Annotated in this window: 18 protein-coding genes; 5 read left to right on the top strand and 13 right to left on the bottom strand. The window is 65.2% G+C overall.

Going from position 1 to position 23,445, the window contains the following annotated elements:
* Positions 1 to 2: 2 nt before the first annotated feature.
* The 7 genes from KF730_RS17520 to KF730_RS17490 form a co-directional block, all read right to left on the bottom strand.
* Positions 3 to 1,097 (bottom strand): 12-oxophytodienoate reductase, encoded by a 1,095-nt coding sequence (locus KF730_RS17520; protein WP_294099771.1) that lies wholly within the window; start codon positions 1,095 to 1,097, stop codon positions 3 to 5.
* Positions 1,097 to 2,284, bottom strand: coding sequence for a mandelate racemase/muconate lactonizing enzyme family protein (locus tag KF730_RS17515; protein ID WP_294099768.1), 1,188 nt, complete (start codon positions 2,282 to 2,284; stop codon positions 1,097 to 1,099). The genes KF730_RS17520 and KF730_RS17515 overlap by 1 nt, the downstream gene beginning before the upstream one ends.
* Positions 2,285 to 2,296: 12 nt before the next feature.
* The gene (locus KF730_RS17510; protein WP_294099765.1) at positions 2,297 to 3,280 is read right to left on the bottom strand and encodes a D-2-hydroxyacid dehydrogenase; all 984 of its coding nucleotides are present in this window, start codon (positions 3,278 to 3,280) and stop codon (positions 2,297 to 2,299) included.
* Positions 3,281 to 3,360: 80 nt separating this feature from the next.
* Complete coding sequence (locus KF730_RS17505; protein ID WP_294099763.1) at positions 3,361 to 5,706, bottom strand: TonB-dependent receptor; 2,346 nt, start codon at positions 5,704 to 5,706, stop codon at positions 3,361 to 3,363.
* 125 nt (positions 5,707 to 5,831) lie between these two features.
* Positions 5,832 to 6,770: a helix-turn-helix domain-containing protein gene (locus KF730_RS17500; protein WP_294099760.1), complete on the bottom strand. Its 939-nt coding sequence runs from the start codon at positions 6,768 to 6,770 to the stop codon at positions 5,832 to 5,834.
* A gap of 57 nt (positions 6,771 to 6,827) precedes the next feature.
* Positions 6,828 to 7,739, bottom strand: coding sequence for a formyltetrahydrofolate deformylase (gene purU / locus KF730_RS17495; protein ID WP_294099757.1), 912 nt, complete (start codon positions 7,737 to 7,739; stop codon positions 6,828 to 6,830).
* Complete coding sequence (locus KF730_RS17490) at positions 7,714 to 8,499, bottom strand: citryl-CoA lyase (RefSeq protein ID WP_294099755.1); 786 nt, start codon at positions 8,497 to 8,499, stop codon at positions 7,714 to 7,716. Before KF730_RS17490 ends, purU begins: the two co-directional genes overlap by 26 nt.
* Before the next feature lie 111 nt (positions 8,500 to 8,610).
* Between KF730_RS17490 and KF730_RS17485 the strand changes: the two genes are divergently transcribed.
* From KF730_RS17485 to KF730_RS17465, 5 genes are all read left to right on the top strand, one after another.
* Complete coding sequence (locus KF730_RS17485; RefSeq protein ID WP_294099752.1) at positions 8,611 to 9,756, top strand: CoA transferase; 1,146 nt, start codon at positions 8,611 to 8,613, stop codon at positions 9,754 to 9,756.
* A gap of 20 nt (positions 9,757 to 9,776) precedes the next feature.
* A complete protein-coding gene (locus KF730_RS17480; RefSeq protein ID WP_294099746.1) occupies positions 9,777 to 10,607 on the top strand; it encodes an IclR family transcriptional regulator C-terminal domain-containing protein in 831 nt (276 codons plus the stop codon).
* A 100-nt stretch (positions 10,608 to 10,707) separates the two neighbouring features.
* Positions 10,708 to 11,253: a VOC family protein gene (locus KF730_RS17475; RefSeq protein WP_294099744.1), complete on the top strand. Its 546-nt coding sequence runs from the start codon at positions 10,708 to 10,710 to the stop codon at positions 11,251 to 11,253.
* 20 nt (positions 11,254 to 11,273) lie between these two features.
* On the top strand, positions 11,274 to 12,098 hold the full coding sequence (locus KF730_RS17470) for an alpha/beta fold hydrolase (protein WP_294099741.1): 825 nt from the start codon (positions 11,274 to 11,276) through the stop codon (positions 12,096 to 12,098).
* Between the two features lie 6 nt (positions 12,099 to 12,104).
* Complete coding sequence (locus KF730_RS17465) at positions 12,105 to 13,226, top strand: cobalamin-independent methionine synthase II family protein (RefSeq protein ID WP_294099738.1); 1,122 nt, start codon at positions 12,105 to 12,107, stop codon at positions 13,224 to 13,226.
* Between the two features lie 346 nt (positions 13,227 to 13,572).
* Here KF730_RS17465 and KF730_RS17460 read toward each other — a convergent pair whose 3' ends face one another.
* The 6 genes from KF730_RS17460 to KF730_RS17435 all read right to left on the bottom strand — a co-directional run bounded on the left by KF730_RS17460 (position 13,573) and on the right by KF730_RS17435 (position 23,422).
* Positions 13,573 to 14,949, bottom strand: a complete 1,377-nt coding sequence (locus tag KF730_RS17460) for a hypothetical protein (protein ID WP_294099736.1) — start codon at positions 14,947 to 14,949, stop codon at positions 13,573 to 13,575.
* 14 nt (positions 14,950 to 14,963) lie between these two features.
* A complete protein-coding gene (locus KF730_RS17455) occupies positions 14,964 to 15,842 on the bottom strand; it encodes an ROK family protein (RefSeq protein WP_294099732.1) in 879 nt (292 codons plus the stop codon).
* Between the two features lie 2 nt (positions 15,843 to 15,844).
* Entirely contained in the window at positions 15,845 to 18,511 is a 2,667-nt protein-coding gene (locus tag KF730_RS17450; protein WP_294099730.1) for a TonB-dependent receptor, read from the bottom strand.
* A 273-nt stretch (positions 18,512 to 18,784) separates the two neighbouring features.
* Positions 18,785 to 20,461 (bottom strand): FAD-dependent oxidoreductase, encoded by a 1,677-nt coding sequence (locus tag KF730_RS17445; protein ID WP_294099727.1) that lies wholly within the window; start codon positions 20,459 to 20,461, stop codon positions 18,785 to 18,787.
* 34 nt (positions 20,462 to 20,495) lie between these two features.
* The gene (locus tag KF730_RS17440) at positions 20,496 to 21,896 is read right to left on the bottom strand and encodes an MFS transporter (protein ID WP_294099922.1); all 1,401 of its coding nucleotides are present in this window, start codon (positions 21,894 to 21,896) and stop codon (positions 20,496 to 20,498) included.
* Positions 21,896 to 23,422, bottom strand: a complete 1,527-nt coding sequence (locus KF730_RS17435) for an FAD-dependent oxidoreductase (RefSeq protein ID WP_294099724.1) — start codon at positions 23,420 to 23,422, stop codon at positions 21,896 to 21,898. The genes KF730_RS17440 and KF730_RS17435 overlap by 1 nt, the downstream gene beginning before the upstream one ends.
* Positions 23,423 to 23,445: the final 23 nt, after the last annotated feature.

The following is a 23,445-nucleotide window of genomic DNA, read 5'->3' as shown; positions in this document are numbered from 1 at the left end:
CCCTACCAGACCACATTGGCGGCGTTGGCGTCGAACGGGATCAACTCGGAGAAGCGGCCCTCGCGCACCTTTTCGATCCAGTGCGGATCGGCGAGCAGAACACGGCCGAGCCCGACCAGATCGAAATCGCCGCGCTCGAACATCTCGACCAGCCCGGTCAGCGGCGCCGGCACGGCGCTGTCGCCGGCAAAGGAGGCGGTGACGTCGCGGTCCAGCCCGATCGATCCGACCGCCATCGTCCGCGCGCCGGTTACCTTCTTGACCCAGCCAGCCAAATTCATGTCCGAACCTTCGAATTCCGGCTGCCAGAAGCGGCGCTGCGAGCAACTGATATAATCGACCCCGGCATCGACAAACGGCCCGACCCATGCCGCCAGCGCGTCGGGGGTTTCGGCGAGCCGGGCGAGATAATCCTGTTCCTTCCACTGCGAAATCCGCAACGATACCGGCATGTCCGGCCCGACCGCGGCGCGCGCGGCGCGGTAGATCTCCAGCGCGAATTCGAGCCGATCCCCGAGATGCACCCCGCCCCAGCGGTCGCCGCGCTTGTTGGTCTGGTCCCAGAAGAACTGGTCGATCAGGAAACCATGCGCACCATGAATCTCGACCGCGTCGAAGCCGATCCGCTTGGCGTCCGCCGCCGCTTCACCGAACCCGGCGATGATGTCAGCAATCGCCTCGTCGCTCAGCGGCTCGCCGACGACGAAATCAGGCCCGCCCAGCCCCGACGGGCTCACCAACGGCGCCGGCCGCCACCACGGCTCGCGGTTGAAGCGGCCGCCGGCATGAAACATCTGCAGCGAGATATGCCCACCGGCCAAATGCGTCTCGGTGACCAGATCTTCCCACGCCGGCTGCGACACGGCGCGAAAATCGGCGAGCACCGGCGAATTATTGGCCTCGATCCGGTCGATAGCGCAGCCGCCGGTCATCATCAGCCCGACCCCGCCCTCGGCACGGCGGCGATGATAGGCGGAAAGCTCGGGCGTCGGCACGCGATCAGGGCAAGCATAGCGCGACATCGGCGCCATCACCCAGCGGTTGGGGAGCGTGAGATTGCCGAAGGTGATCGGCTGAAACAGCGGTTCAAGCGACATCAAACGCGCGTCCAGGGATGTTCGGCGACCGCATCCTCATTGACGTCGGCGCCCCAGCCGGGCGCTTCGGGCAGATGGAAGCGGCCATCGGCGATCACCGGCGCGGCAGTGAGCAGATCGGCTTTCCAGGGCACGTCGTCGGCTTCGATTTCCATGATCTCGCAATTGGGCGCTGCGGCGCAGAAATGGGCGGTCATCAGGTCGGCGAGCGGCCCGTAGAAATTATGCGGCGCGACATTGACCTGGTGCGTCTCAGCCAACGCGGCGATGCGCAGCGCCTCGGCGATCCCGTTCCACGGCACGTCGACGATCGCGACATCCACCGCCCGTGCCGCCAGATGGGGCTGGTAGCCGGCGCGCCCATAGATCGTCTCGAGCGAGGCGAGCGGCATCGCGATCCGCCCGCGCAGATCGGCAAGCGCCGCGGGCCCGTGCACATCGGCCTCAAACCAGCGCAGATCGAACGGCGCGACCTGCTCGGCCATGCGCACGAACCCCTCGGGCGTGCAGCCGAAATTAGCATCGAGCAGGATCGCGAAGTCGGGACCGGTGCCGCCGCGAAACGCCTCAAGCTGCGCCGCCACCGCCGACAGCGTCGCCGCGTCGACGGTCCGCGCCGGATCGGTACCGGGCGCGAAGCCGGGGTTGAGCAACACTGCACCCTGCGGGCCGAACGCGATCGGATTGGTCTTGGCGGCACGGAAGCCGCGCGCCACCGCTTCCTCGCCGAGCCGCTTCATATCGTCGAGCGTCTCAAGCCGCGGTGTGCCGAGCACGCGCTCGAAATACTCGCCGTCGCGGGCACGGAAACTGCCGCAATGCGACCAATAGAGCGGCAGTGTCTCGCGATACGGCCCGCCGAACAACCGCGCCACCGGCACGCCCGCGGCCTTGGCGGCGATATCGACACAGGCATTCTCTATCGCCGCGATCGCCTGCGCGTTCAATCCGCCCGGCGCGAACCGCACCTGGGCATGCAGATCGCCGGCAATCGCCGCAAAGCTGCGCGGATCGCGGCCGATGACCCGCGCCGCCAGCGCCTCGATCACCGCCGGCAGCGCCGGCGACCATAAGCCTTGCGTATATTCAGCCCAGCCGGTCAGCCCGGCATCGGTCTCTAGCTTGAGGAAACTGAACGCGCGCCAGCCGCCGTCTGCGTGGAGGCTGGTGGCGCGGGTGATGCGCATGTCCGTAATTCCTCAGGCAGCCTGGCGCAGGCTGCAGTCGATGACGTGCAGCAATGGCTCACCGCGCGCGAAACGTCGCGCATTTTCGGTGGTAATCGCGATCAGCCGCGCGCAATCGCTGGGCGCCGCGCCGGTCGCGGCGGTGTGCGGCGTAATCAGCAGGTTCGGCGCCGCCCAGAGCGGGTGCCCGGCCGGCAGCGGCTCGGGATCGGTGACGTCGAGCGCCGCACCGGCGATTGCGCCCTCGGCCAGCCGTCCGGCCAGCGCCACGCAATCGACGATCGCGCCGCGCGACAGATTGACCAGAAAGGCCCGACGCGGGAACAGCGACAGCCTCCCGGCATCGAGGAAATTGGCGGTCTGCGACGTCAGCGGCGCCGCCACCACCACGAAATCGCTGGCCGGCAGCAACGTCTCCACCTCCTCGAACCGCACCGTCAGATCGGCGAGCGGATGCGCGATACCGCTGCGATTCGCGGCGACGATCCGCATCCCAAACGCATGCAGCAGCTTGGCCAGTGCCTGCCCGATATGGCCGAAGCCGAGCAGCAGCGCGGTGCGCCCCTGCAGCGAGGCGGTGCTCGCGCCAACGCCATAATCCCAGTTCGCGACGCGCTGATTGTCGAGCGATTGCGGGATGCGCCGCGCCAGCGCCAGCATCAGCGCGACGCCGTGCTCGGCGACCGTGTCGGCGCCGGCGCCGGGGGTGTAGGTTATGCGAAGCCCATTCCGAAGTTGCGACCCAAGGACATTGTCATAACCGGCATTGGTAAGATGCAACCAGCGCAGCCGCTTGGCATCGGTAGCGATGTGATCGACCAACCGGCTGGAAAGATGCGCCGCGGAAAGCACCAGCCCATCCGCCTCGCCTAACCGCGCCGTGGCGGCATCGGCGTCATGGACGATATCGAGCGGGATGCCGAGCGCTTCCAGTGAGCGCGCCAACGCCTGCTCGCCCGGCGCAGTCCACAACAGGAGCCTGGAAGAATCGGACACGAGCGACTCACTAACTGGACGTGACGAAACGCGCGGAGGCGGCCGGCGGCAAGCGAGGAACCCGCCGCCGGCCAGGAGCATCAGAACTTGCGCTTGACCGTCAGCAGCCATTCGCGCGGACGCGTCGGCTGGCCGATCTGGGCGTTATAGACCGGCGTGCCCGTCTGGTAATAGTTGATGTACTTGAACACGCCGAAGACGTTGGTGACGCCGAGGGTGACGGTCCAATCCTTCTTGGTGTCCCACATGATCTGGGCATTGGCGAGCGCGCGCGGCTCGATCCGGGTCAGCGGCGTGTTGACAGCGTCCGAATAGGTCTCGCTCAGATAGCTGATGTCGAAGCGCGGGGTGATCTCGCCCGCGTCACCGGCGTCGAAGCTATACTGGATGCCGCCCGATGCCGTCCATTCCGGGGTGTAGACATTGGTCATGCCCAGCGTCACGCCGGTGAACGGCAGCACCTTCTTGTACTTGAAGTCGAGATAGCCGACCGAAGCGTTGATCAGCAGCCCGCCGGTGTTGATCTGCGCTTCGAGCTCGGCGCCGTTGATCCGCGCGTCGCCGATATTGGTCGCCGCCGCGCACGGACCGGCCGCGCCACCCGGAGTGATCGCCGGGCAGGAATTGATCTTGCCCTGGACGTTCTTGAACTCGTTGTGGAACACGGCACCGTTCAGGCGCAGGACGCGGTCGAACAGATCGGTCTTGAAACCGGCTTCGATGCTGTCGAGCGTCTCGGGATCGAACGGCACGACCTGGCTGGCGAAATAAGGCCGCGGGTTGATGCCGCCGCCTTTGAAGCCGGTGGCATATTGCGCGTAGATCAACGCGTTGTTGCCGATCTTGTAATCCGCCGAGAAGCGGTAATCGACGCGGTCGCCCTCGAAAGTGCCCTGGACGTTGTTGAGGATGCCCAGGGTCGGGTGCAGCGTTCCGTTGGTGGCATAGCGATGGAACAGATAGGTCTTCTTGTCCTTGGTATAGCGCACCGCACCGGTCAGCGAGATTTCCGGGATCGGATGGACGATGACCTGGGCGAACGCCGACTTGGACGAGGTGTTGATCGGATCGTCGGTCAGCGCCTTGAGGTTAACGCCGCCGCCGCCGAGGGCAAGGCCGCCGCGCAGGTTAAGGCGCGTCTTCGACACGCCCTTGGCGTCATAATAGAAGCCGCCGACGGTCCACTCCACGAAATTGTCGGCGAAGCTGCCCGAAAGGCGTAGTTCCTGGGTGAACTGCTTGTGGTTCAGGCGCCAGATCTGATCGAGCACGCTGGCCGGCGACACGTCGAGATCGACCGGGAAATAGGTGTTCGAGACGCGATAGCCGGTGATCGACTTGAGGCTGAGGCCGCCGCCGAGATCGACATCGAGATTGTTCGACAGGCCCCAGCCATGCATCGTCGTATGCGGATCGTAGCTGAACTGGGTCGGCTCGCCCGGATCGCCGGTATAGGTGGCGTAATTGGTATAGCTGCCCTTGGGCGTCATGTAATTGTTGGTGCCGGCCCAGATCGGGCTCTGGACGGTGAGCTTGCCGGCCGGATTTTCCGAATCGTCCTGGATCGTGTCGATGATGAAGTTGTTCTCGATCCCCGGCGCGATCAGCCAGCGGACCGCGGCGCGGGCGGTGAACACCTGCTGTCCGCCCTCGGTACCGATCTTGCAGGTCTGGTCGGTGCGCTGGTTCGGCGCGGTGGTGGTGATGCCCGTGGCGCAGCCATAATCGAGGCGGGTCAGATAGCCAGTCGCGCGCCGGTTCGAAGCCGAAAGGCGGACGAACAGATTGTCGAGGATCTTGAAATTCGATGCGACCCGCGCGTTGATGCGGTTGAAGCGGCCATAACCGACTTCGGCATAGCCATTGGTCTCGTCGGTAGGCTTGGTCGAATAGAGCTTGATGGCGCCGCCGATCGAATTCTTGCCGGCCAGCGTACCCTGCGGTCCGCGCAGGATTTCGGTGCGGTCAAGATCCATCGTCTCGAACAGGCTGCCCGAGATCACGCCATAATAGACGTCGTCGACATAGATGCCGACGCCCGGCTCGACGGCGAAGTGCGGATCGGACTGGCCGATGCCGCGGATATAGGCGCTAGCGCCGGCGCCGGTGCCGGCGACCTGGCGCTCGACGAACACGTTGGGAACCGACTTGGCGACTTCGGCGACGTCGCGGACACCGCGGCTCTCCATCATGTCGCCCGAAATTGCGGTGATCGCCAGCGGCGTGTCCTGGACGCGCTGCTGCTTGAACTGCGCGGTGACGACGATGTCGTCGTCATATTTCTGATCGTCGGCGGGCGCTGCGGCCTCAGCCGGCGCGTCCTGTGCCAGCGCCGGCGTCGCCAGCATGCCGACGCCCAATGCGAGCATCGATGCCGCGCAGTGCAGCGGCAGTCCCAAAGCCTTATGGCGAACCTTGTCGAGCATCTTACCCTCCCACATCATTTTCTCCGGCGCTAAGATCGGCCGAGCATGACAGGGTGTGGATGTAGCGAGGGCTCGGATAGGCCGCTTGCCCGCGCGTGCCAGCAACATTTGTTGCAGCGGGACACTTAAGCGGCGTGCTGGCGCAAGTCGCGTGGCGCGGTGCCATAGGCGTCGCGGAAGCTGCGGCTGAAATGCGCGGCGTCGTTGAAGCCCCAGCGGAAGGCGATCTGGGTGATCGTCAGCCGATCCTGGCTGGGATCGAGCAGATCCTTGCGGCATTGCTCGAGCCGGCGGTGGCGGATCCAGCTGCAAACCGACCATTCGGTGTCCGAGAAGGAACGGTGCAGGCGGCGCAGCGAGACGCCGCAGCCGCTGGCGATCTGGATCGGGCACAATTCGGGATCGGCGAGACGCGCTTCGATAAAGGCGCGAATGCGACGATCGGGCAGCGCCTGCTCGATCGAGACGACGCTGCGCCGGTTGCGGTCGATCAACCGCCGCACCACCCCGGTCAGCATCTGACGGGCATGATCGGCATCGTCGTCGGCGAGCTGATCGGCCGATTTGGCGATGGCCAGCAGAGTCGAGCGCGCCAGCGCCCCGATCCCTTCGCGCCCCGACATCCGATACGGCCGCGCCAGCCCGCTCGACGCCGGCCCAATCGCCAGCTCGGCGGCGGGCAGATAGGCGATCATCTGGGTGATCGACCCATCGAACCGGGTGACGAACGGGCGGAAGCTGTCGATGATTGCGATCTCGCCGGCCGCCAGCGCGATGTCATTCGCCGATTGGGTGATCATGCTGCGCCCCTTCAACTGCATGATCATCATCAGATAGCGCGACCGATCGTCATTCTGCGGCTGCTTGTTCTGCTCGATCTGGCGGACATTGTGCGAGAAGCGGCAGATCGAGATGCCGCCGACTTCGCGGTGCTGGATCGATCCACTGAACGGCTCCGGCGCGAACTGCATCGCCGCGCGGCGCCCGCACAGGGCAGCGAGCTGGTCGAGCCAAGCCTCGCGACCCTCATCGGGGTGCATGGTTGCCGTAGTGAAATCGACCATTTCTTGCCCTCTCCCTGCGCCCCGGTTTCCCCTGTGCGTCCGTTTTGATCGTATTCTCTATCGAAACACGATGGTCCTCAAACCATTCAGGAATACCCGCTGTTCGGCGACCCAGCCGAGCGCTCGGGCCAGCACCTGTGCTTCGATATCGCGGCCGATCCGCACCAGATCGCCGGGCGTGGCGCGATGATCGACACGTTCGACCGCCTGCTCGATGATCGGCCCCTCATCGAGGTCGCGAGTCACGAAATGGGCAGTGGCGCCGATCAGCTTGACTCCGCGAGCGTGCGCCGCGTGATAGGGTCGCTGGCCCTTGAAGCCGGGCAGGAAGCTGTGATGGATATTAATGCAGCGCCCGGCCAGCGCTTCGGCGAGGTGCGGCGACAATATCTGCATATAGCGGGCGAGTACCAGCAGATCGGCGCGGCTATCTTCGAACAGCGCCAGTAGCGCCGCTTCCTGGGCGTCGCGATTGCTCTCCTCGACCGGAAGATGGTGGTACGGCACCTGATACCAGTCGGCGATCTCGGCGAGCTTCGCATGGTTCGAAACCACGCCGGCGACTTCGATTGGCAGATGCCCTGCCCGTGCCCGGTGCAACAGATCGTTGAGGCAATGCGAAGCGTTCGACACCGCGATCAGCACCCGCGGGCGGGCATCGCTGCGGCTCAGCTGCCAGCGCATCGCGAACAGCTCGGCGGCCCGCTCGATGGTGAAATGGAGATCGTCGGCATCAGGGAAGCGCAGCCCAGCCGGCGCGAACACCAGCCGCATGAAGAACTGACCGCTGTCGAGATCGGCATATTGCTGGCTGTCGAGGATGAAGCCGTCGATTCGGGCGATGACGCGGGTGATCGCGGCGACGATGCCGACCTGATCGCGGCACTGCAGGGTCAGCACCCAATGCGGCACATCGGGCGTGGCCGCGCCGATCGCGGCGCGATCAAGCGTTAGCTGGCGCGCCGTCATATTCAATTGCCTTGGCTGCCGCGCCCGAGAGGATGAAGCCGATCGGCCGCTCCGATTCCTCCTGCAAATGGCCGATCAGCGCCGCGGTCCGCGCCAGCAACGGCACACCCTTCAGCGCCGCCAGCGGGAAGCCGGCATCGAGCATCACCGCCGGAATCGCGCCATTGACGTTGATCGGCAGCGGCCGTCCGATCGCTTCGGGCAGCGCGTCGCGCACCGCCAGCAGCATTTCGACATGCTTGCCCGAGACGCCCGCTTCCGCCGCCAGCGCCAGCAGGCGGTTGGCGCGCGGATCGCCGTCGCTATGCTGCGGATGGCCCATGCCCGGGATCGCCTTCTTCTCGGCCCGCAGCGCGCGCACGCCGCGCAGCGCCGCTTCGGCAGGCGCACCGTCACTATCGGCGATGCACGCCGCGAGGAAGCGACCGCACACCTCGGCGCTGCCGAGCACGACCGATCCGCAGCCGAGCAGCCCCGCGGCGACCGCACCCTGAAACGCCTCGGGTGCGGCAGCATAGGTCATCCGCGCCGCGACGACGCTCGGCACCAAGCCATGTTCGGCGATCGCCACCAATACCGCGTCGGCGATCCGCTTCTGCGCGGCATTGGGCGCGACTCCGGTGACGAGCAGCCAGAAATAGCTGGTGAAATCGATGCCGCCGATCAGATCGCTGACGAGGTCTCGGCCGCGCACGGTGATGCTGGTGGCATCCGAGGTGGAGACGGCCGTGAAAGGCGCATCCTGCTTGCCAATCCTCAAAAACCACCTCCCCGAGAAATCTTCGAAATTCGAAGTTGAATTCGATATGCGAAGAAACTATCGATCTGTCAACACATGCGCGTCGGCTGCGATGCGCCACAGGGGGACAGGATGCCGCAACCGCTCAAAGGCGTGACCGTGCTCGAAATGGGCACCTTCATCACCGGTCCCGCAGCAGGCATGCTGCTTGCCGATCTCGGCGCCGACGTCATCAAGATCGAGCAGCCCGGCACCGGCGACCCATTCCGTGCCTTCAAGGGCGGCTTCTACAGCCCGCATTTCCAGACCTATAATCGCAACAAGCGCTCGATCACGCTCAACACCAAGCAGCCCGAGGATCTCGCCGCGCTCGACGCGCTGGTCGCCGAGGCGGACGTCTTCATCCAGAATTTCCGTCCCGGCGCCGCCGAGCGCCTCGGTGTCGATGCGGCGCGGCTGCGAGCGATCAATCCGCGGTTGATCTATGCGTCGATCTCCGGCTTCGGCGCCAGCGGCCCGGCGCGCAACCGACCGGCCTTCGATACCGTCGCTCAGGCCGCCAGCGGCTTCCTGCGCCTGCTGGTCAACCCGAAGCATCCTCGCGTCGTCGGCCCGGCGATCGCCGATGCCATGACCGGCTTCTACGCCGCCTATGGCGTGCTCGGCGCCTTGTACGAGCGCGAGCGCACCGGCCAGGGCCGGCTGGTCGAAACCTCGATGCTCGAATCGATGGCGCACTTCAATCTCGACGATTTCACTCATCTCCTCTCCGCCGATCAGGTGATGGGACCGTTCAGCCGCCCGCACGTCTCGCAATCCTATGTCTTCGCCTGCAGCGATGGCGGCTGGATCGCGCTGCACATGTCGTCGCCGGCTAAATTCTGGGAGAATCTCGCCACCGCGGTCGGCCTGCCTGACATGCTTGCGCGCCCTGAATTCGCCACCCGCGAAGCGCGCATCGCCAATTACGATACGGTCGTCGCCACCCTCGCTCCGATCTTCGCCACCCGCCCGCGCCAAGCCTGGGCCGAGCAGCTCACCGCGCTCGAAGTGCCCAATTCGCCTGTCCTGTCGTCGCAGGAAGTGCTCGACAGCGATCAGGCCCGGCATCTCGGGCTCCTGGTCGAGGCGGAGGGACCACATGGCCGCTTCCGCACCATTCGCTCGCCGCTAAGCTTCGATGGCGTTCGCGACAGCGCCGTTATCGCGCCGCCGGTGATCGGCCAGCATAACCGCGAGATACTGGGCCGCGACGCCGTGCTCGACGCGACCGAATAAGGGTGCAGTTGCACGCGGCCTTGCTGATCGATAGCCCCACCGGGATGGTGGAGCGCGAGAGCAAGGACCCTGAATATCTATCGACGCTCGAGCGCGGCCTCTCCGTGCTGCGCGCGTTCGACCAGGCCCATCCCGAAATGGCACTGAGCGAAGTCGCGGTGCGCACCGGACTCAACCCCGCCGTCGCCCGACGCTGCCTCAACACGCTGGTCCAGCTCGGCTATATCGCCCAGCATGGCCGCCGCTTCCTGCTCCGCCCCGAGGTGCTGGTATTCGGATCGGCCTATCTGTCGTCGATGAACATCGAGCAGGTCGCCCTGCCCCATCTCCAGGCGCTGCGCGACGAAACCGGCGATTCCGCTTCGCTCGCGGTCCGCTCCGACGATCATATCCTCTATGTCGCCCATGTCTCGACCAGCCGCCAGGTTCGCCTCGGCGCCAATGTCGGCACCCGCTTCCCGCTTCACGCCACCTCGCTCGGCAAGGTGCTGATGGCGTTCGAACCGGCGGAAACGATCGCCACCTTCCTCGCCCGCGCCCCGTTCGAGCGGCGCACCGAGAACACCGTCACCGATCCCGCCGCGCTCGATGCGCGCTTCGCGGCGATCCGCAAGCAAGGTTATGATTCGGCGCTCGACGAGCTCGATTACGGCATCGTCTCGGTGGCGGTGCCGGTATTCGACATGGACCGCGTCGTCGTCGCCGCGATCAATTGCTCGACCTCGACCACCCGCATTTCGCAGGTCGAACTGATCCGCACCCGCCTGCCGCTGCTCCGCCAGGCTGCTGGCGCGATCGAAGCGGCGCTGCGGCGCTGGCCGGTGCTGGCCCATTCGCTACGGCACGGGTGACGAAGTCAAATTGGCACGCTGAGCAAAGACGCTTGGCACGGCGAGACTAGGGTCTGCGCTTCGCGGCGCATGCGCAAAGAGACGATTGAGGAGTGGATCGATGACTGCACGACTGCCGGGGCGACTGCACCACACCGCCTATGTCACCAAGAATCTCGAAGAGACGCGCGCATTCTACGAGGACGTGATCGGCCTCCCGCTGCTCGCCACCTGGTGCGAGCGCGATATGTTGTTCGGCAAGGAACGCACCTATGCGCATTGCTTCTTCGGCCTCGCCGATGGCAGCGCGCTGGCCTTCTTCCAGTTCGCCGATCCCGCCGATCAGGCCGAGTTCGGCCCGGAAATGCCGGCCTCGCCCTTCCATCATATCGCCCTGCACGTCGACAAAAAGACCCAGGCCGAGCTGGAAGCGCGCATCGAAAAGGCCGGCTTCGAGGCACCACAGACCTATATCCTCGAACATGGCTATTGCCGCTCGGTCTATGTCAACGATCCCAACGGCATGATCCTCGAATTCACCTGTGACGCGCCTTCGGCGCTCGAGCAGGACGCCGAGAATCGCGCCAAGGCCCATGCCGAGCTCAAGCGCTGGCTGGCCGGCGATCACACGCCCAACAATAATTTCCGTCACGACGAAGCCGCCTGAACCCAGTGCTGGCCGGGAGGATGCTGAGCGAACCCCGGCTGGGCGGCACCGCCACCGATATCGCCGTGCGCGGCGGCGCGATCCGGGTCGAGACGCTCGGATCGGGGCCGCCGCTGCTGCTACTCCATGGCTGGACGCTCGATCGCCGAATGTGGCTGCCACAGGTTCATGATCTGGCCGCGCAGTACCGCGTCATCGCCATCGACCGGCGTGGCTTCGGCCAATCTAGCGCACCGCCTGATCTTACCGAGGAAAGCGCCGATCTGCTGGCGATCGCCGATACGCTCGGGCTCGATCGCTTCGCGCTGGCCGGCATGTCACAGGGCGCGCGGATCGCGCTCGCCTTTGCCGCCGAGCATCCCGAGCGGCTCTCGGCACTGATCGTCCAGGGCGCGCCGCTGTCGGGCGTGCCCGGCGGCGATGGCGATCTGCCGATCAACCAGATGGCGGTGCTGGCGGTGGCCGGCGAGCTGCCGACCCTGCGCTATCTGTGGCGCCACCATCCCCTGATGCAGGTCGATGGCCTGCCCGCCAATGCCATCGTCGATCATATCGTCGCCGAATATGCCGCGCGCGATCTCGCCGCCCCGGCGCATCCGTTCGAATTCGGTGAGGGCGACCTTGCCCGCATCGTCACGCCGACGCTGGTTCTGACCGGCGCGAAGGAGCCCGCCTGGCGCCACCGTGTGGCCGGTGTGATCGCCCGCGCGCTCGGCGCCGAGCGGATCGATATTGCGGGCGCCGGCCATCTCGCCAATCTCGACCAGCCGGAGCTTTATAATCGGGCGCTAGCCCGCTTCCTTGCGGAATGCGGCCGCGCCCTCCCGGCAAGCAGGATCAACTGAGGACCTATGGGCACCAAATTTCGCACCACCCACACCGGCAGCCTGCCCCGACCCGATGCCCTCGCCAAGATGATGTTCGCGCGCGGCGAAGGCGTGCCGGTCGACGAGGCCGCGCTCGATGGCGCGGTCGACGCGGCGGTGGCCGAGATGGTCGCGCGTCAGGTTGAGGCCGGGATCGACATCATCGGCGACGGCGAAATGTCGAAGCCGAGCTATGCGACCTATATCCAGGACCGGCTGACCGGGTTCGGCGGCGAAGGCGCTTCCTACGCATTCCAGGATCTCGACGATTATCCTGGGACCAAGGCCAAGGTGTTCGGCGACACCGGCCGCGCCCGCCGCCGCGCGCTGGCCTGCAACGGCCCGATCGCGGTCAAGGATATGGACGCGCCGCGGATCGACGCCGAGCGGCTGGTCGCCAAGGCGCAGGGCCGCGAGACCTTCATGAGCGCAGCCTCGCCGGGCGTCACCGCGCTGTTCTTCCCGAACGACTATTATCCCGATCACGAGGCTTATCTGTTCGCGATCGCCGAGGGGCTGCGCCACGAATATGAGACGATCGCCGCCGCCGGGATCACCCTGCAGGTCGATTGCCCCGATCTGGCGATGGGCCGGCACGTCCAATATACCGATCTCGAGCTGCCCGAATTCCGCAAGCGGATCGGCATGCATATCGCGGCGCTCAATCACGCCCTGGCCAATATCCCCGCCGATCGGCTTCGCATGCATCTGTGCTGGGGCAATTATCCCGGCCCGCACCACTGCGACGTACCGCTGGCCGACATCATCGATCTGGTATGGACCGCCAAACCGGCGACGATCCTGTTCGAGGCCGCCAACCCGCGCCACGCGCATGAATTCACTTTGTTCGAGGAAGTCGGGGTGCCCGAGGGCAAGATCCTCTGCCCCGGCCTGATCGAACCGCAATCGACCTATATCGAGCATCCCGAGCTGATCGCCCAGCGCCTGATCCGATATGCCGACCTAGTCGGCGCGGACCGCGTCATCGGCGGGGTCGATTGCGGCTTTAGCATCCATGTCGGCAGCGGCGGCCTCGATCCTGAAGTCGTCTGGGCGAAACTGGCCGCGCTTGCGCACGGGGCTGAGCTCGCGAGCGATCGCCCTTAATGCTTGTTTCACCGCCTCCCACGGTCTTTAGATCTGCGGTCCTTTAAAGCCATTTTGTACGGCGGCTTTTAAGATCACGTTGGCGAGTTGAGTGCGGCGGGAGTTGAGGCGCAACCTGCCACCTCCGAATCAAGCGACGTTTATCTAACCGATCACAATCGCACGCTATAAATTAACACTTACAATGTCCGCATAGGGCCGAAAGCCGATCGTCGGGAATCAGGTCTTTGGCGGTAGAAAGCTGCCATGGCCTTTGCTCTTTGGTAGAGCGCTAAAAATGCCACGCACTTGTGAGGACCAAGCCTGATCTCTCCGGTTCCGCGGAAACGTCGATCCTGAAACTAAGCTACAAGCGGAAACTGTAGAGCGCGGCGTTGCGAAACGCGAAATGGATTGTCACCAGCTGCCCTGTTAGGCTGCGGAGCGAACCCTGCTGCCAGACAATCGCAGCGGAGATGCGATCGCCCGCGGGAGCGACTCCTCGCGCAAGCACCCGCCCGTCGGCGCGCGTCGCCCATACCCGCAAATAGCCGCCGGGTTGCACCTTCGCGTTGAGGCGCAGCTCCGGCATCGACGGAACGATAACCTGCCGGGTTGAAAGACGCCCCTCGGTGTCGCCTGCCACCAGCGCGACGAAGCGGTCGCGCGCGATCGTGCGCACGCCGATGCTGTATTTGTCGCGCGGGAAGGTCGGGATCGGATCGGCGCCATGATCGCGATTGGCCGCAAGATAATAGATCAGTTCGCGGTCGCCGGCGGTGACGATGCTGCTCGGCCAGACGATCTTGCTGTCGAAACTGCCCGGCGCGCCGAGATCGAAGAACATGGTTTCAGGATCGACGCGGCTCCAAGTGCGGCCGTGATCGCGCGAGACGACGAGTTGGGCACGCTGCCGCCCCAGCCGCCCGCTGGTATCGTCCCAGTCCGAAGTCCAGAGTAGCCCGATCATCACGCCGTGACGCATCGTCACCTGCAGTCCGTAAAAGTCACTCAGCGCCGGATCCTCGCGGCCGCGCCGGATCACGACTTCGAGCGGCGACCAATGGATGAAATCGCTGCTTTCGCTGCGCGCCACCGAGCGGATCTCGTTCTTGAACCACGGCCAGGCAGCACGGCCATCCGCCGGCTTTTCCCAATAGCGGGTGAACATCACCCATTTGCGGACCGCCGGATCCCAGACGACACTTTGCTGGGTGTCGGCCTTGTTGATCAGGATCGGATTTGAAGCCACCGGGTCAAAGTTGGTGCCGTCGCGAGAGGTTGCCGCGCCCATGCCGTTGTTCGGGCCGAAATAGACCATCCGCCACGGCGCGGCGCCGTCGCGAGGATCATAGGCGAAGCTCGGGCCATGCGCGTCGCGGAAGACGATGTTGTCCGCTGGCGTCCTGCGGAAATGCACGCCGTCGCGGCTCTCGGCCATGGAAATTATGTTGAAGGTCGGATCGCTGATCAGCCCGGCATTGTAATACATCCGGAACACGCCGTTCGGTAGCCGCATCACCGTCGGATAGAAGACGCGCTGTTCCCACGGCGCATCGGCGCGCAGCACGATCTGGCCGGTGCCGGGACGCTCCTGCACTTTCGAAAGGCCGGTGCGGCTTGCGATGACATGATCGTCGAGCAACAATTGAATATCATGCCCGATCGCAAGCTGCGCCTGTGCCACCGGCGCGCCGAGCAATAGCATTGCCGCCGCGGCCGACGCTATGAATCGCATCGCCATATTGCTTCTCCCCATCACCATAGCCGCGCCGCACCGCGCACGCCCGAGCTGTCGCCCCAGCGCGCCGGCCGTATCGGCGCCTCCCATTCGCCACCGAACACGTGCCGCCGCACTGCATCCGGCAGCCGTTCATAGAGTTGCCCGACATTGGACATGCCGCCGCCGAGGATGATCGCATCCGGGTCGATCAGATTGACGACGCCGGCCAATGCCCGGCCGAGCCGATCGACATAGGCATCGAGCGCCGCGCCCGCCTCTTGATCTCCCGCAGCCGCGGCGCTGACGATCTCCTGCCCCGATGCCTCACGACTGCTCCGCTCCCGGAAATCGCGGCTCAGACCCGATCCCGAAATCCACGTCTCTAGGCAATCGTCGGCCCCGCACCAGCAGCGCACCGGCGCGGCGCTGGTGGCCGGTAAGGGATTGTGCCCCCATTCGCCCGCCACACCGTTGGCGCCGCCGAGCAACCTGCCATCGACCACCACTCCGCCGCCGCAGCCGGTGCCGAGGATCGCCCCGAACACCACCCGCGCGCCTTCTCCAGCGCCGTCCTGCGCTTCGGATATCGCAAAGCAATTGGCATCGTTGGCGATCCGCACGGGCTTATGCAGCACCGCCGCCAGATCGGCTTCGAGGTGCCGGCCATTGAGGCACAAAGCGTTCGAGTTGCGCACGGTGCCGGTACGCGGCGAGACCGTACCGGGCATGGCAACGCCGATCTGCGCAACCGGCCCCGATGCGGCCTCGACCCGCGCTACCACTTCGCGCACCGCCGCCAGCGCTAGATCATAGGCGGCGGGGGTCGGCACGCGGACCCTGACCCCCAGGGAGCCGTCCGCGTACAGCGCCGCCGCCTCGATCTTGGTCCCGCCGAAATCGACGCCGATCCGCACGATCAGAAGCGCGCGCGGATACCGAACAGGATCGAACGGTCGTTGACGACATAGCTGTCGCGGCGCGTTTCATAGGCCGAATAGTTGACCTGCGGCGTCTCGAGCAGATTGTTGCCATCGACAGTTAGGCTGATGCCATCTGTGATGTCGAAGCTCGCCGAGGCATCGAGCTGGCCTCGCGCCTGCGCGTAAATATCGAAGCCGCGCGACAGCCCGAGATATTGCGAGCTGCGCCAATTATACGCGGCGCGCACTTGGAACGGTCCGCTCTCGAAATAGCCGATGATGTTGTAGCTGTACTTCGAGGTGTTCTCGATCTGCAGCGTCGATCCGTTGCGCTTGCTATCGACATAGGTGAAGTTGGCGATGACACCGAAGTCGTTGAGCGCCGAGGTCAGGAAGCCAAACGACCGCTGCACGCCGACTTCGAACCCCTTGCTGCGCCCCCCCGGCCCGTTCGACGGGGCGCTGAGGAAGAAGGTCATGTTGGGGAAGCCGGGCAGCGTCGCGCCCGAGACCGTGGTGGTCGTTACGTACGAGGCGATGTCCTTGTAGAACAGCGCGCCCGACACATAGCCGCCATCGCCGAAATAATATTCCATGCCGAGATCGTACTGGGTGGCGCGGAACGGCTTGAGCAAAGGCTGGCCGCTAGTCGCCTGGTTGAGCCCGCCGACCCCGAACGACACGGTGGTGCCGGCGCTGAGCGCGGTGATCGCCGGACGCGCCATGACCTTGGCAACGCTGCCGCGGACCAGCAGCTTATCGCCCAGATCCCATTTCAGGTTCAGGCTGGGGAGCCAGTCGTCATAGTCGTTGAGGAAGCGGATCGGCTGTACGGCGCCGCTGCTAAGCACCGCCGAGCCTGAGGAATTGAGGCCGGTATGGACATAGCGGAGGCCGACATTGCCGGAAAAGGCATGGCCGAGCAGCGTCGTCCCGAAGTCGAGCTGGGCATAGGCGGCTCGCGTGTCTTCGATGACCAGATAGTTTGAGGCGGGGATCGGTTGCAGCGTACGGTTGTCGCCATAGTCGCGCAGCAGCTGCGTGCCCGCCGCTTCGTTGCCGGCGACGCTGGTGACCATGAACGAAGTCGGCGCATCTTTGCCCGCACCGCCCATGAAATTGGTGAGATTGCGCTGCTCGATATAATTGGGGAAGCGCGTCGCCGGCACGGTGGCACCGATCGGGAAGGTGCTCGCGAACCGGTTGTTGAGATTGACCGAGTCGAACTTGGAATGGGTGATCCGCCCGCCGATCAGGATCTTGTCGACGAAACCATCGAGATCATAGGCAAGGTCGAGCCGGCCCTGGCGCGTATCGGGGCTGTTGCCGGTCTTGCGGACATTGACCACCGCCGCCTTGTACGCCGCCGGATCGGTGATACTGCCACCGGTGACGATCTTGATCGTCGGCACTTCGGGACGGATGTCGAACGCTGCGGTGACATTGCTGCTCTGTGTCAGCTGATAGACGTTGGCGAACTGATCGACCTTGGCCCAGGAGCGGCCGAGTTCGGCGCTGACGGTCAGCCGGTCGGTCGCGTTCCACACCGAGCCGAGTGCGGCGGTGTAGAGGTTGCGATCATCGTCCTGGTTGAGCGCGTCCTGCGTCACGTTGACGTTGCGGAAGGTGCCGGCGAGCACGGTCGTGCTGCCATCGGCTTCCTTGGCAGTGGTGGCGGCCGCGGCCGGCAGCGGCGACTGCGCCGAGGTGAAGTTAAAGCCGATAAAGCTGCGCGCGCGGGGGTTCGACTGCTTCACATAGGATAGTTCGAGATTGAAGCGCAGCGTGTCGAACGCCTGCCACGCGACCAGCGCATTGGCTGTGAAGCGCTCGCGCTGGCTCAGCTCGCGATTATAGGTCATGTTGAGCGGGATGACGACGTTGGGATCGGCAACCCCGTCGCCGGTTACGTCAAGCGTATTGAGGCGGGTATAGTTGCTGCCGCTATAGGCGTCGGTGGTCACCGAGCGCTTGAAATAGGTGAAACCAACGACGACGCCGAGGGTGTCGCCCAGAAAGCGGCGCGAGGCCAGGAACGAGCCGCCATAGGCATTCTTGTCCTGCAGGCTGTAGCGCCCGAACTGCGCACCGGCGGCCATCCGCTCCGGTGCCTTGAGCGGATCGGGCATGCGCAGATCGACCGTGCCGCCGACGCCGCCTTCGATCAGGCTGGCAGCAGGGCTTTTGTAGACCCGCACCTCGCTGAAGATCTCGCTGGGATAGTTGAACAGATTGACCTGGCGGATCGGTGCCGGCGTGCTCGCGGTATCGGCATCCGGTGCGACTTCGCGGCCATTGACCAGGGTCAGGTTCTGGGTGGCGCCGCGGATCTGGAAGCCATTGCCTTCACCGCCGACGCGCTGGATCTGGACGCCGGTGATGCGCTGCAGGCCTTCGGCGATGTTGGTGTCGGGCAGCTTGCCGAGATCCTCGGCGCTGATGACATCGACCATCTCGACCGAGTTGCGCTTGATCTCGGCAGCGCGGGCGATCGAGGCGCGAATGCCGGTGACGGTGATGCCCTCATCCTGCTCCTCGGTGACCGGGGTGCTGTCCTGCGCGAAAGCCGGGGTGGCGGCGAGCAGCGCGGCGGCAGCGCTGGCGCAGAGCAGGAGCTGCTTGCTGCCGGCGAAGTGCGATGCGCGCTTGAACGATGATTTCATAATCCCTCTCCCTGGTCGTGATGCACCGTGAAGCGGCAGCCATGTCTTCAGGTCCGCCGGGTGCCGTGATGATGTTGCTGCTGAGGTCAGCGTCCTGCCGCAGAAAAGGCGTTCGACGCCCTTTTGTGCAATGATGATGACATACAGCCTATATTCCTCTCAAAACGAATCGGTATTCCGATTTTCTAGCTCAATATTACTTGATTTATTGGCAATTTCCAAAACAGCACCTTTATACTATGATGCTGCCTTAGCGGTAATTTTGACTTGGCTTCACAGCCGCCAGGCTTCGCCGAAATAGAAGCGATCCTCGTCGCCGAGCTCGTTCTTGTGGTGGCTGTGATAGGAGCTGGCCGGCGCCATCTTGCGCCATTCGCGCTCGATGCCCTGCCGCTCGAGCGATTGAAGAAAATCGCCGAGCAATGCCGGGCGATTGCGCACGCCGCGCGGGCTTTCGCCGCGATCGAGGCAGAAGGCGGCGAGCGATCCCGCCGCCTCGCCGATATTCCATTCGGTGGCATGGATGCGGAAGGCGCCGTTCATGACATGGGTGACGCCGAGGTTCTTGCAGGCGGGGAGCAGATTCTCGACGCGTACCGGAATCAGCGCGCCGAGCGGGATCTGCTGGATCCAGTGCTTGCCGTGCATCGCCAGCGTGATCGACGGCTGGCCCGGCGCAGTCGGCTTGTGGATATCGACGCGGTAGCCGCTCAGCCCGACGCTGTCGGGATAATGGACCGGGCCCTCGCGGGTCGGATCGAGATCGGTGCGGAAATGCTGTTCGAGCACGGTGAATTCGGCGCGGATGCGGCGGGATTCGCGGATGTACGGCGCTTGCGCCAAGCCATCTGCAGTGCCGAACACATCGCCGCGCGGGCGCAGGCCGGGATAGCCGGTATTGCCGGTGCCGGGATTGGGGGCGTCGGTCTGCAGCCAGTAGATCGCGCTGAGGCTCAGCTCGCGCGCGGCGGCGAGATGCTTGGCGCGCTCCTCGGGCGAAACCCCGCACAGTACGCCGAGATGATATTCGTTGAGCGGCCAGATCGCGACGGTGACGTCGCTGGGGAAGGCGCCCGGCTCGAAATTGCCCTTGTAGAGGTTGCGGCGAAAGCTCCAGGTGCTGGCGGTATAGCGATCCGCCGCCACCGGCCGGCCGAAATGATCGTGCTTCGCCGCCAGCAGATCGGGCAAGGTGAATTTGGGATAGTCGCCGCGATGGCTGGTCTGCTTCAACCAGAAATCATAGCCGGCCGGCTTGTCGATGACATGGTTCTCGCCGGGCAGATGATCGAGCGCGAAGATATGGGTGAACACCATTTGCTCGTGCGGCTGGGCCGGACCTTCGACTGCGAGCGGCTCACCGGTCTCGTCGCGCGATTCCGCACCGATCACCGATTCCACGCCGCCGAGTTCGAGCAGGTCGCCAAGCTCGGTGGCGTCGATCACGTAGCGTCCGGTGAAAAGGCGGTCCTCGCCGGTCTCGGTATTGCGCAGCGTCACGGCGTCGATGCGATCGCCGCTGACCGAAACCGAGACGGGGTGATGCCGAGTGAAGATGCGCAGCCGCCCCGCCGCGATGTGCGGTGCCAGCATCGCGTGGAGCACCGCCAGGCCGACGCGCGGCTCGAAGCACAGCTTGCTGACCCAGCCGGCGCCGGGATTGAGATAGGGATCGGCCCGGGCCGCGCGGCTCAGCGGATAATGCTGCCGGTAATAGTCGCGGACGCCCTGGCGGAACTCAGCATAGCTGCGGGTGATGCCGTATTTCTCGGCCCAGGGATGCTCGTCGAGCGGCACGCCCTGAGTGGTCGCCTGGCCGCCGATCCATGCAGTCTCCTCGGTCAGGATCACGCTGCGCCCGCGCCGCACCGCAGCCAGCGCCGCCGCCACGCCGCCAAGGCTGGCGCCGACAATCAGAATGTCCGCGCTGGCTTCGCTGGATGTGCTCATCCGATACTCTCCATAGTCACGTGATTGGGTTGGGTCAGACTGCGGCGCGCTTGGCCTCGAGCTCGGCGCGGACCTCGGTCATCACTGTCGGCGACAGCGGGTACCAGCGCAGCATCGCGATCCCGAGGATGTAGGCCGCCGCCGGCACGAACGCGAAGACGATGCGGATGTGGAGCAGCGTATCGGATGCCTGCGCACCACCCTTGGCTTGGTCGAAGCCGGTGCACACCAGCACGAAGCCGGCGAACGAGAAGGTCATCGCCGCTGCCAGCTTCTGCAGCCAAGCCGATACCGCGGCGAACATGCCCTCGCGGCGCAGCCCGGTCTTGAGCTCGTCCCAGTCGCACATGTCCGCCTTCATCGCGTTCACCAGCACCCAGAAACCGGCGTTGGCGGGCGCGACGAAGCAGGCGACGACGAGTTGGGCGTAGGGGAACTCGGGCTGGAACAGGAACCATTTCAGGATCGCGCCGAGGCAGCCGACCGCCATCGTCACCGCCAGCGCGCGGGTCTTGCCCCAGCGCCGCGCCGCCCAGGTCAGTATCGGCAGCGCAGCCCAGGTCGCGAACAGGGTGACGGTGCCGTACCAGGCAGTCATCGTCGCGGCGGCCTTGATGTCGCCGCCATAGACATAATAGGTCGTGACATAGACGCCGAGCGCGTTGACCGACTGGGTGCAGAACACGATCACCAGGGTCAGCACCATCAGGATGCGGAACGAGCTGTAGCGGAACGCCCCGGTCAGCGAGCGCAGCACCGGCTGCTTTTCCTGGGTCTCGGCGAGCTTGTGATAGCGTTCGCGGCTGGCCAGCGCGGCAGGCACGCCGGTGGCGATGAAGATGCCGCCGAGTACCATCCCGACCACTCGCATGCCGGTGAGCGGATCGCTGAACATGTCGGCCTGAGCGATGCGGAACACCCAGGCGAGGATCAACCCGGACGTCGCTCCGAACACGGTGCGCGAGGCCATCACCCGGGTGCGCTCGGCATAGTCCGGGGTCAGTTCCATGCCGAGCGTCATGTAGCTGACCTGATAGACGCTGACGGCGAGGTAATAGAGGAAGGCAGTCGCCGCAAAATAGGCGATGGCATGGGTCTCGGTGGTGTCGGCGGGGACGAACCAGACCAGCGGGAAGGTCAGCCCGCAGAGCACCGAGCCGAGCGCCACATAGGGCCGGCGCCGCCCCCAGCGGCTGCGGCTATTGTCGCTGAGCCAGCCGATCAGCGGATCGAGGAACGCATCGATCAGGCGGGCGATCATCAGGATCAGCCCTATTGCGGCCGGGTTCACGCCGAGGATGATGTTGTAGACCGGATAGGCGAGTTGCTTGAGCGATTCGACGCCGAGGTTGAGCGGCAACCCGCCGACCGCGAAGCCGAGCAACTCCTTGTTGCCGAGCCGGTCTCCCGGCTTCCGGTCCTTGTCCGCGGGCATCACACCCAGGCGGTTTCGGAGGCCGAGACCGGATCGCAATCGCCCTCGGTCGGCGGCTCTTCCATCGGCAGCTGGCCGAATGACTCGATCGCGGCGTGGTTGGGTCCGCCCAAGCTCTGGCCGAGCTCGGCGCCGGTGGCGATCAGCCGGTCCTGCACCGCCGATACCGATACGCTGCGGACATCGCTGCCGTGCAGGGCGGCAAATGCGGCAGTGACGCCGACAGCCTCGCCCTCGGCCATGCAGATCGGGATCACCCGGGTGCCGGCGATCGCTTCGTGGGTGGCGCTGATGCACTTACCGGCCATCATCAGCCCGTCGACATCGCGGGCGATCAGGCTGCGCAGCGGGATCGTATAGGCCTGGACATTGTGGCTCTCGACCCACGTGCCCTTGGGCCGGTGGATATCGATATGATAGCCGCCCATCGCGACACCGTCCGGATGGCGGACGCCCTCGACCATTTCTTCCATCGTCAGGACATGGTCGCCCATGATCCGCCGGCTCTCGCGCACGCCGAGCATCGGCGCGATCTCGACCAGCCGCGACTGCTCGCAGCCCGGGACATATTTCTGAAAGAAGGCGACGAGCGGCGGGATCTGCTCATACACCTTGGCATAGGCATTCGACATGCTCTGAACATCGGTCGGGTCGAGCCCGAGGACTCGCGTCATCACCACCGAAATCTCGTCATCGGCATGGGTCTTGACCCCGACGATCCGCGTCTGCGGGGACAGGAAGTCGCCCGCCGCCCGCGCCCGCTCGATTAACGCGGCGAACCCGCCGAGGACGAAAGTCGAGATGCTATCGAGATGCGACGTGAACTTGTCGAACAGCGCGGGATTTTCGCGAAACCATTCGCGGTAGATGTTCGCCGGATCCTTGCAGGCCGCGACGAACGCGGTGCGGTTGAGCCCGCCCAGCCGGAACACAAGGGTCGGCGCCTGGACCAGCCCGTCGGCTGTCCGCCCCTTTTCCCAATCGACGCCGCCGCGCGCGGCGACATCGCCGTCGCCGCTGGTATCCACCGTGACATCGGCGAGGATGCGCTGGAAGCCGCTCTTGTGGTGGACAATGACCCCGGCGATGCGATCGCCCTCACGGATCGTGTCGACGCATTGGGTATGGAGCAGCACCCGTACCCCCGCGGCCTGGGCCAGCTCCATCGCGAGACACTTCCACATATGGCTGTCGAGGCTGGCGAGCGACCCGCATTTGGGATCGAAGACATAGCCGCTGGCATGGCCACTGGCGGCGAGGCGATCGACGCATTCGGCGGCGAAGCCCTTGACCACCTGGCGATATTCGCGGTCGTGGAAGCCGAGCCACGGCAAGGTCGCGGAGATCCCGCCGAGGAACCCTGCGCCTTCGATCAGCACCGTATCGGCGCCGGTGCGCGCGGCGCTGATCGCCGCCGATACGCCGGCGGCACCGGCGCCGACGACGAGCACCTGCGCCTTGAGGTCATCGAGCCCGCCGGGAAAGCTGAACGGCGCGGGCGTATTGTTGTGCTGGGCATGTTGCATGCGGAAGAACGATCTTTCTTGGT

It is taken from the genome of Sphingomonas sp. (assembly GCF_019635515.1).
Classification (GTDB): domain Bacteria; phylum Pseudomonadota; class Alphaproteobacteria; order Sphingomonadales; family Sphingomonadaceae; genus Sphingomonas.
This window is presented reverse-complemented; position numbering and strand designations above follow the sequence as displayed.

Coding starts and splice junctions, on each gene's coding strand:
- KF730_RS17520 (WP_294099771.1), bottom strand. CDS start 1,097: ATGTCGCTTGAACCGCTGTTTCAGCCGATCACCTTCGGCAATCTCACG.
- KF730_RS17515 (WP_294099768.1), bottom strand. CDS start 2,284: ATGCGCATCACCCGCGCCACCAGCCTCCACGCAGACGGCGGCTGGCGC.
- KF730_RS17505 (WP_294099763.1), bottom strand. CDS start 5,706: ATGCTCGACAAGGTTCGCCATAAGGCTTTGGGACTGCCGCTGCACTGC.
- KF730_RS17500 (WP_294099760.1), bottom strand. CDS start 6,770: ATGGTCGATTTCACTACGGCAACCATGCACCCCGATGAGGGTCGCGAG.
- purU (WP_294099757.1), bottom strand. CDS start 7,739: ATGACGGCGCGCCAGCTAACGCTTGATCGCGCCGCGATCGGCGCGGCC.
- KF730_RS17485 (WP_294099752.1), top strand. CDS start 8,611: ATGCCGCAACCGCTCAAAGGCGTGACCGTGCTCGAAATGGGCACCTTC.
- KF730_RS17475 (WP_294099744.1), top strand. CDS start 10,708: ATGACTGCACGACTGCCGGGGCGACTGCACCACACCGCCTATGTCACC.
- KF730_RS17470 (WP_294099741.1), top strand. CDS start 11,274: ATGCTGAGCGAACCCCGGCTGGGCGGCACCGCCACCGATATCGCCGTG.
- KF730_RS17465 (WP_294099738.1), top strand. CDS start 12,105: ATGGGCACCAAATTTCGCACCACCCACACCGGCAGCCTGCCCCGACCC.
- KF730_RS17460 (WP_294099736.1), bottom strand. CDS start 14,949: ATGGCGATGCGATTCATAGCGTCGGCCGCGGCGGCAATGCTATTGCTC.
- KF730_RS17450 (WP_294099730.1), bottom strand. CDS start 18,511: ATGAAATCATCGTTCAAGCGCGCATCGCACTTCGCCGGCAGCAAGCAG.
- KF730_RS17445 (WP_294099727.1), bottom strand. CDS start 20,461: ATGAGCACATCCAGCGAAGCCAGCGCGGACATTCTGATTGTCGGCGCC.
- KF730_RS17440 (WP_294099922.1), bottom strand. CDS start 21,896: ATGCCCGCGGACAAGGACCGGAAGCCGGGAGACCGGCTCGGCAACAAG.
- KF730_RS17435 (WP_294099724.1), bottom strand. CDS start 23,422: ATGCAACATGCCCAGCACAACAATACGCCCGCGCCGTTCAGCTTTCCC.